15 protein-coding genes are annotated in these 13,012 nt (G+C 40.2%); 6 read left to right on the top strand and 9 right to left on the bottom strand.

The genetic code is table 11. The annotated features are described in order from the left end of the window. Positions 1-18 precede the first annotated feature (18 nt). The 5 genes from QYC40_RS02060 (at position 19) to brnQ (ending at position 4,232) form a co-directional block, all read left to right on the top strand. Positions 19-843, top strand: coding sequence for a 2,3,4,5-tetrahydropyridine-2,6-dicarboxylate N-succinyltransferase (locus QYC40_RS02060; protein WP_187773893.1), 825 nt, complete (start codon positions 19-21; stop codon positions 841-843). A 19-nt stretch (positions 844-862) separates the two neighbouring features. Continuing rightward, entirely contained in the window at positions 863-1,441 is a 579-nt protein-coding gene (locus QYC40_RS02055; protein WP_301992126.1) for an L-threonylcarbamoyladenylate synthase, read from the top strand. A gap of 2 nt (positions 1,442-1,443) precedes the next feature. Continuing rightward, entirely contained in the window at positions 1,444-1,923 is a 480-nt protein-coding gene (locus QYC40_RS02050) for a DUF4920 domain-containing protein (protein WP_301992124.1), read from the top strand. Positions 1,924-2,087: 164 nt separating this feature from the next. Next, on the top strand, positions 2,088-2,930 hold the full coding sequence (folP, locus tag QYC40_RS02045; RefSeq protein ID WP_301992122.1) for a dihydropteroate synthase: 843 nt from the start codon (positions 2,088-2,090) through the stop codon (positions 2,928-2,930). A 9-nt stretch (positions 2,931-2,939) separates the two neighbouring features. Beyond that, on the top strand, positions 2,940-4,232 hold the full coding sequence (gene brnQ / locus QYC40_RS02040) for a branched-chain amino acid transport system II carrier protein (RefSeq protein WP_301992121.1): 1,293 nt from the start codon (positions 2,940-2,942) through the stop codon (positions 4,230-4,232). A 569-nt stretch (positions 4,233-4,801) separates the two neighbouring features. Here the strand turns inward: brnQ and metG are convergent. Then, positions 4,802-6,868 carry a methionine--tRNA ligase gene (metG, locus tag QYC40_RS02035; RefSeq protein WP_301992120.1) on the bottom strand — a complete coding sequence of 689 codons (2,067 nt, stop codon included), beginning with the start codon at positions 6,866-6,868 and terminating at the stop codon, positions 4,802-4,804. A 148-nt stretch (positions 6,869-7,016) separates the two neighbouring features. Here metG and QYC40_RS02030 point away from each other — a divergent pair, with 148 nt between their 5' ends. Further along, positions 7,017-7,412 carry a DoxX family protein gene (locus tag QYC40_RS02030; RefSeq protein WP_301992118.1) on the top strand — a complete coding sequence of 132 codons (396 nt, stop codon included), beginning with the start codon at positions 7,017-7,019 and terminating at the stop codon, positions 7,410-7,412. Between the two features lie 35 nt (positions 7,413-7,447). Here QYC40_RS02030 and QYC40_RS02025 read toward each other — a convergent pair whose 3' ends face one another. The 8 genes from QYC40_RS02025 to QYC40_RS01990 are packed head-to-tail and all read right to left on the bottom strand — an operon-like array spanning position 7,448 to position 12,958. Beyond that, on the bottom strand, positions 7,448-7,909 hold the full coding sequence (locus QYC40_RS02025; protein ID WP_301992116.1) for an ABC transporter ATPase: 462 nt from the start codon (positions 7,907-7,909) through the stop codon (positions 7,448-7,450). 14 nt (positions 7,910-7,923) lie between these two features. Continuing rightward, entirely contained in the window at positions 7,924-8,466 is a 543-nt protein-coding gene (locus tag QYC40_RS02020; RefSeq protein WP_301992114.1) for a DUF420 domain-containing protein, read from the bottom strand. Position 8,467: 1 nt separating this feature from the next. Then, positions 8,468-9,190 carry an SCO family protein gene (locus QYC40_RS02015; RefSeq protein ID WP_301992113.1) on the bottom strand — a complete coding sequence of 241 codons (723 nt, stop codon included), beginning with the start codon at positions 9,188-9,190 and terminating at the stop codon, positions 8,468-8,470. Positions 9,191-9,201: 11 nt separating this feature from the next. Then, positions 9,202-9,579, bottom strand: a complete 378-nt coding sequence (locus tag QYC40_RS02010) for a cytochrome C oxidase subunit IV family protein (protein ID WP_301992112.1) — start codon at positions 9,577-9,579, stop codon at positions 9,202-9,204. A 32-nt stretch (positions 9,580-9,611) separates the two neighbouring features. Then, entirely contained in the window at positions 9,612-10,349 is a 738-nt protein-coding gene (locus QYC40_RS02005) for a cytochrome c oxidase subunit 3 (protein ID WP_301992111.1), read from the bottom strand. Between the two features lie 9 nt (positions 10,350-10,358). Then, entirely contained in the window at positions 10,359-10,961 is a 603-nt protein-coding gene (locus tag QYC40_RS02000) for a cytochrome c oxidase subunit 3 (protein ID WP_301992110.1), read from the bottom strand. 6 nt (positions 10,962-10,967) lie between these two features. Beyond that, entirely contained in the window at positions 10,968-11,873 is a 906-nt protein-coding gene (cyoE, locus tag QYC40_RS01995; protein WP_301992109.1) for a heme o synthase, read from the bottom strand. A gap of 14 nt (positions 11,874-11,887) precedes the next feature. After that, positions 11,888-12,958, bottom strand: a complete 1,071-nt coding sequence (locus QYC40_RS01990) for a heme A synthase (protein WP_301992108.1) — start codon at positions 12,956-12,958, stop codon at positions 11,888-11,890. Positions 12,959-13,012: the final 54 nt, after the last annotated feature.

The following is a 13,012-nucleotide window of genomic DNA, read 5'->3' as shown; positions in this document are numbered from 1 at the left end:
ATTTAGTTTATAATCGTTATGATCGACTGCACAATCCTTAAGAAACTAGTTGAAGAAGCTTGGGAAAATAGACAATTATTAGAATATAAAGAGTATTATGAAGCTGTTGAGTTTGTTATTCAACACTTAGATAAAGGTGAACTACGCGTTGCGGAGCCGATGGGCGAAACTTGGTTCGTTAATGATTGGATCAAGAAAGCCGTTATTTTATACTTCCCGATTCGCAATATGGAGGTTATCAAAAATGAGCCTTTTGTGTATCACGATAAAATGAAGTTAAAAACTAACTACAAAGAACTCGGTGTGCGCGTTGTTCCTGGTGCTTCTGCTCGTTATGGAGCTTACTTGTCTAAAGGAGTAATCATGATGCCTTCCTATGTTAATATTGGTGCATATGTCGGTGAAGGAACGATGGTTGACACTTGGGCTACTGTAGGTTCTTGTGCGCAGATTGGTAAGAATGTACACTTAAGCGGCGGTGTTGGTATTGGTGGTGTTTTAGAACCTGTGCAAGCAGCACCGGTTATCATTGAAGACAACGTTTTTGTTGGTTCCAGAGCCATTGTTGTCGAAGGTGTTCGTGTTGAGGAGGAAGCTGTATTAGGAGCAAACGTTGTGTTGACTGCATCAACAAAAATTATCGACGTTTCTGGACCGGAGCCGAAAGAATATAAAGGCTATGTTCCGGCGCGTTCGGTTGTCATCCCAGGTTCTTATACGAAGAAATTCCCAGCAGGCGAATATCAAGTTCCTTGCGCATTGATCATCGGACAGCGTAAAGAGTCAACAGATAAGAAAACATCGTTAAACGATGCACTACGTGATCACAACGTAGCAGTTTAATAGATTTGGAGTATAAGAAATGAGAATTCCGTACGACAAAGATGATATGAAGCAAGCCTTAGAAACTTTAAAGGCTGGCGGACTCATCTTATATCCAACTGATACGATCTGGGGTATAGGCTGCGATGCGACGAATCCAGAAGCCGTTGAGAAGATCTTCGCATTGAAAGGTCGCGATAAAGGAAAGAGTATGATTGTTCTTTTAGGGAATGATTATCAGCTCGAGGCTTATGTGCAGGAGGTACCAGAAGTCGCTTATCAATTGATTGAAGTTGCGGACAAACCATTGACCATTATTTATAACAAGGCGAAGAACTTAGCGCCCAATGTTGTTGCTGAAGACGGCAGTATCGGTATTCGGGTGGTTCAGCATACCTTTTGCGAGGAGCTGATTCAACGTTTTAGAAAACCAATCGTTTCTACCTCTGCGAATATCTCGGGCGAGGCGACTGCGCAAAACTTTTCGGAGATTTCTGAAGAGATCAAAGATGGGGTTGACTACGTTGTACAGTATGGTCAAATGGATATGAGCAAACATCAGGCTTCTACGATTATGAAGATTGATGCCAGCGGGAAGTTTGAATTTATTCGAAAATAGATATGAAAAAGTTAATTACATTGCTAGTTTGTGTTTTCGCGTTCATTGGCATGAGCCATGCGCAAAGCAAAATCCAACCTGCTAAAGTTGGAGTAAACTATGGTAAGAAAATCGACAAAAGCGGCGCAGTTTCTGTGAAGAAGTTGGAGTCTAACTTAGCAAAAAGCAAAACATTCGACGGTAAGATCGAAGGTCAAGTGGTACAGGTATGTAAGAAGAAAGGATGTTTTCTGACGTTGAAAAGAGAAGGTGATCAAGATCCAATTATGGTTCGTTTCACAGACTACGCATACTTTGTTCCTGAAGATTTGATCGGAAAAACGGTAGTTATCGAAGGAAAAGCTAAGGTAAAAGAAACAACTGTTGAATGGCAAAAACACTATGCTGAAGACATGGGAAAAAGCAAAGAAGAGATTGCCAAGATCAATAAGCCAAAACAAGACATCTCTGTGGTGGCAGACGGCGTTCTTGTTGTAAAATAAACTGCTCGAATAATTGAGTCCAGTTTTATCATTTGCTAAATGAGCAATTAACAAGTTGTTCTAAATACATCGTAGGAGCCCTTTAACAAAAGGGCTCCTACGCAATTATACCTATAAAAGCGCGATTTATTGAATTCACTTATTTCATTATTTGCCTGATCTATATGCCGATTTTCCATACCTCTCCTGCTCAAAGCATCAACCTCAAGGGTCGTTTAATGACTTTCGATCGTCCAAAAATTATGGGGATACTGAATCTTACGCCCGATAGTTTTTATGATGGCGGAAAGTACATACAGGTCGAGGCAGCCTTGATCCGGGCGCAGCAAATATTGGATGAGGGTGCCGATATTATTGATATTGGCGCCTATTCTACGCGTCCCGGAGCGAAAGCTATTGACGCTACTGAAGAAATACAACGTGCTGTTCCGATCATTGAGGCTATTGCTTCAAAATACCCCGAAGCCATTCTTTCCATCGACACCTTCCGTGCGGACGTAGCGGAAGCCTGCATTCAAGCGGGCGCCCATATCATCAATGATGTTTCTGGCGGCACGCTGGATGAGGCTATGTTTGAAACTGTTGCTCGACTGCAGGTGCCGTATATCCTGATGCATATGCGCGGAACACCTCAGACGATGCAAAGCCTGACAGATTATGCAGACGTTGTGAATGAGGTTGCCTATTTCCTTGGCGAGCGCATTGCTACACTCCGTGCTCTAGGCCTTAAAGACATTATTCTGGATCCTGGATATGGATTTGCAAAGACCATTTCTCAGAATTACGAACTATTATTACGCGTTGATGAGCTTCATTACTTTGGATTACCTATCTTAGGCGGAGTTTCGCGAAAATCTATGATTTACAAAAAACTGAATACCACAGCGGATCAAGTTTTAACGGGTACAACTGCCTTAAATACGCTCCTGCTCGAGCGTGGCGTTCAGCTGCTGCGGGTACATGACGTGAAGGAAGCGAGACAATTAGTTGATTTATTTTTTACTTAAACCCCTATTTTGAAAAAGACCGGAGATATCATTACCATCGGATTTGCTTTATTTGCCATGTTTTTTGGAGCTGGCAATCTTTTATTACCCCTATTTATCGGCCTACAAGTGGGAAACCACGTTTGGATAACCATACTCGCCTTCGGATTAACCGGCATTTTACTACCCTTTTTCGGAATCCTGTCCATCGTCAATTCTGGCGATACGTTCAACGATTTAGGAAACAGGATAAACAAAGGAATAGCCCCTATTTTAGGGAGTGTTATTATGCTTTGTATTGGTCCGATGATTGCCATTCCACGAACGGCCGCAACGACGTATGAAGTCGGTGTATTGCCTTCGTTTCCGAATAGTAGTCCTATCTGGACGTCTATCATATTTTTCGCCGTGACCTGGGTATTAACAATCAAACCTTCGAAAGTGGTAGATATCATTGGAAATATCCTTACACCGGTATTGCTGGTGCTCTTGCTGGGGCTTATTGCCATTGGCGTATTTTCGCCGATTGCAGACTATAATGTTCAGTCTTTAAATACAGGCGAGTCATTTACGTTAGGATTCACTGAAGGCTACCAAACTTTAGATGTGCTGGCTTCAGTAATTTTTGCAGGCATTATCATCGCTGCTGCAAGAACGAAGGGATATAATAGCGTAAAATCTAAAAACCAGGTGGTTATTGCTGCTGGCCTATTGGCTGCAATCTGCCTCTTCCTAATCTATGGTGGGCTTATACAATTAGGCGCGACCTCTGGAATAACCGATCTGAACATGAAGCGTTCGGAACTCTTGATTCATATATCCAAGTCCGTTTTAGGCCATTATGGCATGATTGCGATTGCATTAAGTATCGCATTGGCTTGTCTAACGACAGCCATTGCACTGACATCTGCGGTTGGGACATTCTTCTCACAACTGACCAACAACAAACTGTCCTATAAAGTTCTCGTGACGACTTGTTGTGTCTTATCCTGCTTGCTATCCATCACAGGCGTAGACAATATTATTTCATTTGCCTATCCGGTATTGATCTTCGTATATCCTATCGTGATTACGTTAGTACTCTATACCGTATTTTTCGGGCCATTTGTTAAACATAAACTGCCCTACGTAGGAGCTTTAATAGCTTCCACCATTATCGCAGCGTTCAATCTTTTGAAATACTTAGGAATGCTGAATGACTCCACATTAGCAATCCTGGATAAGATACCGTTTTTCGCATACGAATTAGGTTGGGTAGTGCCTTCGGCTATCTTCTTCCTGATCTTCCTAGCGATTGATAAAAGCCTTTCGAAAGAAGGTTAATAACATAAAAAAATCCTGAGGCGGGGAACCTCAGGATTTTTACCAAACCAATTATTAACCTAAATTATGAAATTTTTACTCTTTTACTTTTGCTTTAATACATAAACGCAATTGCTATGCCTTTCGTGTCTTGGGCAGATTCAATTAACAAAATTTAACGTTGTAGTAGTTAGTAGTTAGTAGTTAGTATAAAGACCTATGGCGGCATTGCATTTGTCTGAACCAGGAAAGGAAGGATTTAAGGATTGGCAGGATCGGGTCTAACTACTAAGTACTAACTACTAAATACTATTTATGAAACAAGAAAGGAAGGATTTAAGGATTGGCGGGATCGGGTCTAACTACTAAGTACTAACTACTAAATACTATTTCTGAACCAAGAAAGGAAGGATAAAAGGATTGGCAGGATCGGGTCTAATATCTGAGGTCTAACATCTAATTGTCTAGTATAATAGCCGCCATAGGTCTAACTACTAAGTACTAACTACTAAATACTATCCACTCTGCTGCGACATAAAAAAGGCAGTCCGTTTGGACTGCCATTTTTTATGTCGCAGCAGAGTGGATTTCTAACGGATTCCGCTTCCTACTGATATTTCTGATGTTGGATTTACAAAGTCTAAACGACCGTCTGCGTCTTCTGCCATCAAGATCATTCCTTGTGACTGAATTCCTTTGATTTCTCTAGGCTCCAAGTTCACAAGAATAGACACTTGTTTGCCGACAATTTCTTCCGGTTGGAAGAATTCTGCGATTCCTGATACGACAGTACGTTTGTCGATACCTGTATCGATGGTTAATTTCAGCAATTTCTTTGTTTTCGCTACTTTTTCAGCAGTCAAAATTCGGCCGACACGGATATCCATCTTTACGAAGTCGTCAAAAGAGACATTTGCTTTTTGAGCTGCTTTTGGTGCTGCTAACGCATTTGATGCCTTCGCTTGTGCTAGTTTATTCAACTGGAACTCCACTTGCTCATCGGTGATTTTCTCAAACAACAACTGTGTTTCGTCTAATTTATGTCCGGACGACAGTAGATTTGCTTTTCCTGCAGTATCCCAGTCGCTTTGTGGAAGATTCAACATTTCAAAAATCTTCGCACTGGTGAATGGCAAGAAAGGTTGTCCTAATACAGCCAGGTTGGCCACGATCTGTCCTGCGACAAATAACACTGTCTTAACGCGTTCTTCAGCAGTTTTAATTACTTTCCATGGTTCTTCATCCGCTAAATATTTATTTCCTAAACGCGCCGCATTCATAAACTGTGCTAATGCTTCGCGGAAGCGGTATTGCGAAAGGGATTGTTTGATCAAGTCAGGGAAAGTCGCCAATTCTTTCAATACTTCTTCATCGGCAGCAGTTAATGGAGATCCCATCAAAACTTGTCCGTCGAAATATTTATGCGAAAGAACCATGACACGGTTCACGAAGTTTCCAAAGATTGCAACTAGCTCGTTATTCACACGTGCCTGGAAGTCTTTCCATGTGAATTCACTATCTGAAGTTTCTGGAAGAATAGAAGTCAACATATAACGAAGCTCATCTTGCTTTCCTGGGAATTCCTGCAAATATTCATGCAACCAAACGGCATGATTACGAGAGGTAGAAAGCTTATCGCCTTCTAGGTTCAAGAACTCGTTTGCCGGTACATTCTCTGGCAATATGTATTCCCCATGCGCATGTAAGATGGCAGGGAAAATAATACAGTGGAAAACGATATTGTCTTTACCGATAAAGTGGATCAAAGTCGATTCATCTGCTGGATTAGCTTGCTTTTTCCAGTATAGCTCCCAGTTTTTACCTTCATCGATTGCCCATTGCTTGGTTGCGGAGATATAGCCAATTGGAGCATCTAGCCAAACGTAAAGTTTCTTGCCTTCTGCTTCTTCCAACGGAACATCAACGCCCCAATCCAAATCGCGGGTCATCGAACGTGGCTGTAAGCCGGATTTCAACCAAGATTGACATTGACCAAATACATTCGACTTCAACACATTTTTCTTGCCTTCGATTAACCATTTCTCTAACCAAGGTTGATATTTGTCTAAAGGCAAATACCAGTGTTTAGTTGCCTTTAGAATCGGTGTTTTACCGCTCAAAGTCGACTTAGGATTAATTAAATCTGTTGGATTAAGCGAAGTACCGCATTTCTCGCATTGGTCGCCGTAGGCGCCGTCATTTCCACAATGAGGACAAGTTCCTACAATATAGCGATCGGCTAAGAATTGATGATATTCTTCATCGTAGTATTGCTCTGAGAAACGCTCAATAAACTCTCCTTTTTCATAAAGGTTCAAAAAGAACTCTTGTGAAAGCTCATGGTGAATTGGCTCCGATGTACGGTGATAGATATTGAAAGAGATTCCGAATTCTTCAAAACTCTCTTTAATCTGCTGATTGTACTTATCGATAATCTGCTGCGGAGTTACGCCTTCTTTTTTTGCTTTGATGGTAATCGCCGCCCCGTGCTCGTCAGAACCGCAGACATAAACAACATCCTTATTGTTTAAACGTAGGAAACGAACGAAAATATCTCCGGGAATGTAGGCTCCTGCAAGGTGGCCAATATGTAATGGACCATTAGCATAAGGTAATGCCGAGGTAATGGTATAGCGTTGTTTATTAAAAATATCCAATGTAAACAGCTGATTAAGATTAAAAAATTATACTGCTATGTATCGTACAAAGATACGTCAAAATGTACTATTCTAATACACCCCAGCAGTATTAGCTGCAAAAAATCAGTATATTGGATTCACATTTTATCATTAAACGAGTAAAAACATGCGTAATTCAAAAACTGACATTGGCTTATTAATTATCCGGGTAGTTATCGGTACAACGATGATTGCATTTCACGGGATTCCAAAACTAATGGGGGGTGTTGAGGGATGGACGAAGATAGGTCAATCTATGCAAGCAATTGGGATTAACTTTCTACCTACGGTATGGGGTTTTTCTGCCGGATTTACAGAAACTGTAGGTTCATTTTTATTGATTTTAGGACTTTGGACTCGTCCTGCTTCTTCACTGTTAGCATTTACGATGCTGATCGCTGCTATTATGCATCTGAGCAAGGGAGATGGCCTTTCTGGCGCATCACATGCCATTGAATTCTTAGCGGTTTATGTTGCTTTTGCGATCATGGGGCCGGGACGATTGAGCGTCGATAAAAAATAGAAAAAGAAAGCCTCTCCAATGGAGAGGCTTTCTTTTTATTTCTTAAAAACTGTAGCATGCCAACTATCTTTAAACGGGACCTCCCATTTTGTTGTCAGCTCATCGGCAGATTGAATTAAATTGTTATAGACAATTGTATCTTCGTTGATTACACCTTCCTTATAAAGGGCATCAAATACATCGCGCGAAACCAGTTGAATATTGCCATCGACATCGCGATATGCCATTAACATGCGGTTGAAAAGATCGATTTGAAGATCAGCCTCCAGCTTTTTAAGCATATGAACAGACTTGTCGATCGAACAGCCTGTCGCCTGTGCCAATTCTTCATCTACCGTCAGGATGATAAAAAGATTATGCTTTATTTCCGCATTTCCTGCCAATTGACTACCGTGGGCAGTCCATTCTGCTACAAAGTCTCTTAATTGTGCCTGTGCAGTTTCCAGCTCTGGCTGCGTAAAGAAACGATCAGCTTGATAAATCCAAACCTTCTTCATAAGGGTCCCCTTTCTTAATGTGTATAATACGGTGAAATCATCAAATAGACAATAACACCAGTTACAGCAACATATAACCACATTGGATATGTAATGCGGGCAAGCTTTTTATGGCGTTCATAGGCCCCAGCTATACCTCTCACAAAGGTAAACAATACGAATGGGATAATAATTACCGACAAAACGATGTGTGTAATCAGAATGAAATAATATACATAGCGAATAGCTCCTTCGCCAAGAAATTTCGTCGACTCCGAAGTCATATGATAGGCGACATACATCACTAAGAACAGTGCCGAACAAACCATACATAGTTTGATTAAATTTTCGTGAAGTTTTGCATTCCCACGTTTGATGGCAGCAACTGCAATGACTAAAAACACTGCGGTGATACCGTTAATGGTTGCGTAGATTGGAGGCAAGAACCCTAAAGGCTCCACATCGAAACCCATACGCTTTAAATTAACACCAAACAACGCTGCAACAGCTAAAGGAATAATAATGGACAGCGTCCAGATAATTCCCTTATATTTTTTTTCTTCTTCGGTCATTGCCATATTACTTCCTTTCTACTTTAAGGGGGTTATTTCTGATTTCTTCAACCAACTGAACTTTAATTTCATCTTCCAAACGAGCAGTCTCTGTTTTTAAACTGATATCATAGATACCACGGATACGACGCTTTGAATCCAAAAGAACAAAATTACTCCCAATGACATAACTGCTGCTATCGCTCGGATTGATCATCCCTTCGATCAGCAATTGCTCACGTGCATAGCTCAGGATATCTTCCTTTGGCTTGAATACGACGAACCAGTTCGGGTTGGCAATTTTTTTATATGGCGCAATAACACGTTCTAAATCATCCTTCGTGTCGCGCGGGTCTACACTAATAGAGTAAAGGCGAACTTTAGGATTGTTTTTGAAACGCTCAGCGATACTGCTCAAGTCGTGAATCAACTGTTTCGAAAGTGCCGAATCACGAGAATAGAATAGATGGGCGACAGAGATGATGGTGTCCGATTGAAGAAAGGGAACATCATTGCCATTCAAGTCCAATAAATTCAGTGGTTTGACTTGGTGAAAAACAGTGTCGGGAATTTCACGTCCCATCACTCGGTTCATTTTGCCAGAGAGGCTTTTTTCACCAAACACCGGTAATCTTACGTACTCATTCGAGCCCATATTATTAACCAGTATATATAAAAATCCTGGCACAAATAGTACAAGTGCCAGGATTATTAATTTTGATATGTTCTTAGAACGAGTACTTTTACTCATTACAAGCTTTCTTATTTATGAGGGAAAATAGGTTGGTGAGTCATTGCACCGTGTAAGAAATCACCTTCTGTAAGAAGCAAGATGATGAAATACACAATAAATAAAAACACTATGCTACAGCAAACTATAAATCCGGACTTCTCAAATTTCAAGTGCATGAAGAAAGCAACAATATAAAATGCTTTTACTAATGTTAATGCAATGTAAATCACATTTACTAAAGTTCCTTTTTGAAGAATCCCCCAGTGATGTACAAAACCTAATGCGATTAAGAATTCTAACGCAGTTAATGCTAATAAGATAAAGAATACGGACCAGATACGTTTTTTATCCATTCCCTCTTCATGTCCGTGCGCATCGTGTGCAGCAATATGATCGTGATTACTCATTATATCTTTGTTATTAATATTAGACCAAAAAATTAGATTAAGTAGAAGAAGGTAAATACGAATACCCAAACTAAGTCTACAAAGTGCCAGTAAAGACCAACTTTCTCTACCATTAAGTAAGATCCTCTTCTTTCGAAAGTATTGTTTAATGTCATCGACAATACGATGATATTTAACAAGATACCAATCGATACGTGGAATCCGTGGAAACCAGTGATCGTAAAGAACAAGTTAGAGAATTGCAATGCAGCGGTGTAAGATATCTCTTTGGTGAAATAAGGCTGTAATGCATTGACAATTGCGTCAGGATCTGTTAAGCCTGTTGCTGGGTTACGACCGAACCAAAAACCTTGATGGTGTAAGTGCGACCACTCAATAGCTTGACAGCCGATGAAACACAAACCACCTAAGATAGTCCATAACATCCATTTTACGACTTCATGTTTAGAATTACGGTGTCCAGCTTCTACAGCTAATACCATCGTCACAGAAGACATAATCAAGATAAAGGTCATGATACCTACGAATACTAAAGGTTGACCTGATTCAGCGATTCCTGGGATAGATTGGAAGATCTTATCTGCATCAATCCAAGTAGGTTGAGCGAACTTTTGAGCACCATAATAGATTAGGAATGCAGAAAATGTAAATGCATCCGATACTAAGAAAAACCACATCATGATTTTTCCATACTCCAAATTCCATGGAGATTTACCTCCGCTCCAAGGGCCCTCTTTTACCTTATCCAATTGCGATACTGTTGTACTCATTGTTTAGTGTTATTGATTCAAAAGTAAGAAAACATAAATATATATCCATAATAGATCTAGAAAATGCCAGAAAATCGAGGCAATTTCCATCCGGAATAGATTGTTGATATAAGGGATGTTTTTTAGCACACCAAAAAGACATCTCACCAATACCAATATTCCAGCAATAATGTGCGCCAGGTGTAACCCTGTAAACACATAAATAAACGATTGTGAAGCATTTGAATTCACAAAAGTGATGTTTCTTTCTGTTAAAGCGGACCATGCGTCTACTTGTAAGAAAAAGAAAACTACCCCTAATGCAATCGTAATTCCTAAGAATAGCTTTTGCTTTGCGAAGTTTTGTGCTTTCACTGCGTTATATGCTAGGTGCATAGTTAAACTACTAAGCACAATAGCCGCAGTACTATAGATAAACGCGTAAGGGAGAATTGTTTTAATTCCTTTATCCACTCCACTCGCCGTGTAAACTATAAAACCGCTGGAAAGAGCTGCAAACATCATAAACATGCCAATCATTCCAAGCCATAAGTTAAACTTTTTGGCTTTTCTTGACTTAACTGCTTCTTCACTTAACAAACTCTGATTATCCATCGTTAAATTCAATTCCATTTAAACTTAAAAAGGTTTAAAATCTAGTAATAAGACCAATTGTGTGATCGGTAAATAAGCAAACGATGTAAACATAATTCGCTTAGCGGTACTAATTTCCATTTTTTTAAGATGTTGGAGACCATACCAGGTGAACATCAATGCGCCAATTAATGACACTATCGTAAAGACCCATCCTCCGAAACCGAAGTACATCGGCAAGAAGCCTACCGGGATCATTAATGCTGCAGAAATAAAGATCATCCATGCGGATCCTTTATCTTTTCTCGTTGTTGGCAACAATCTAAAGCCTGCGCGCTTATAATCGTCATCTGCTACCCAAGCAATTGCCCAAAAATGCGGAAACTGCCAAAAAAACTGAATAGCAAATAAAACTAGCGGTGTGATAACGACTGCTTTCTCACTAACTGCGGCATATGCTAAACCAAATCCTGAGGATTCGAAAGCGGCATAATATCCGATCAGTGGTGGCAATGCGCCTGGAATCGCTCCAACCCAAACCGCAATTGGTGATTTCTGCTTTAATGGCGTATAAACAAATGCGTATAAGAAAATCGAAAAAACGGAGATCAGTCCAGCGATGAAGTTTAAATTCACCAATACCAATGTACCAGCAATTCCCATAAACACACTCAAAACCAACGCTTGCCCTGTAGTCATTCTTCCAGCAGGCAACGGTCGATCCATTGTGCGCTCCATCAATTTATCTAAATCTTTCTCAATGATTTCATTGAACCCATTCGCAGCACCAGTTACCAGAAAACCTCCAACAGTTAGCAATGCCCAATTAAACCAGATTATATCTCCTTGTTGTGTTGCACCAATCAAAAAAGAAATCGATGCTGAAAAGACTACAGTTAAAGTAAGCCTTAACTTAACAAGTTTGTTAAAATCCGAAATAAATTCCTTCATAATCAAAATAAATCCTAAACCGTGGTATTGCTTATAGCATCTTGCTTTGGCTTACTCACGAGTAGCATTAAATAATATTGTGCTCCGAAGAACAACGTCGCTACTACGAGATGCACAGTCTGTGCAACGGCAGGAACATGAAACCTTGCTAAAATAATTCCTGTTAACATTTGTATACAAACCAACGCAAAGGCAATCAGCGCAAAACGATATTGCTGAGTCGCTTTCACATATACGGATCTAGTTTTGAAAAACAAATACGCCGTAATGGCAAGTGTAACGTAAGCCAGCACACGGTGAATATGATAGTTAGCACCTATCGATTCGATCCATGAATCACGTTGTATTTGCTGTGCGTTTAAATGGTCAATGGCTTCTCTTACTTCCGTTCCATAAACAACCTGAACTACCAGAAGAATGATGGAAACAACCGAGAGAATAAAAATACTTCGGTCTCGGGAATTAGCGTGCAGAAGAGACTTATCACGTAGCGTCACTGCAAGGAAATAAGTATGAATACTTATACAAACAATAACAATAGCGAGCAACATATGCACCGTAATTACCCAAGGAGTAAGGTTAGTAGAAACTACTATAGAGCCTAACCAAGCTTGTATAACAACGACAATAAGATTAAGAACGCTCCATACTGTGATGGACTTTTTCTTTTTCCAATAGGTAAAAGAAAAGATAGCTGAAAACAACAAACAAAATCCCGCAACAACGCCTGTCAGTCGATTGATGTATTCTGTCCAAGTCTTCACAGGATTGAACTCCTCATGTTGAAGAATAGTTTCATCATGACGAATTTGATCTGCTAAATCCTTGTAACCAAAGAACTCAATCATATTGGCAAAACGTGTGTTCTTCTTAACGCGTCCCTCTACATAATGTTGCTCATAACCTGAAGGCAATTGAGAAATATCTGTAGGTGGAATAATGCGGTTAAAACACTTCGGCCAGTCCGGACAGCCCATTCCTGAACCTGTACTCCGAACAATTCCGCCTGCTGTAATCACTAAAAAAAGAACGAAGATTGTGATCTTTGTTGTGCGAATAAAACGCCTCTCAGCTGATGGGAACATCAATATCCCTCCCTTTACAAAATTTTATCGTATAAAAGAGAGGTAGGTTTTACC

The organism is Sphingobacterium sp. BN32 (assembly GCF_030503615.1).
Classification (GTDB): domain Bacteria; phylum Bacteroidota; class Bacteroidia; order Sphingobacteriales; family Sphingobacteriaceae; genus Sphingobacterium.
This window is presented reverse-complemented; position numbering and strand designations above follow the sequence as displayed.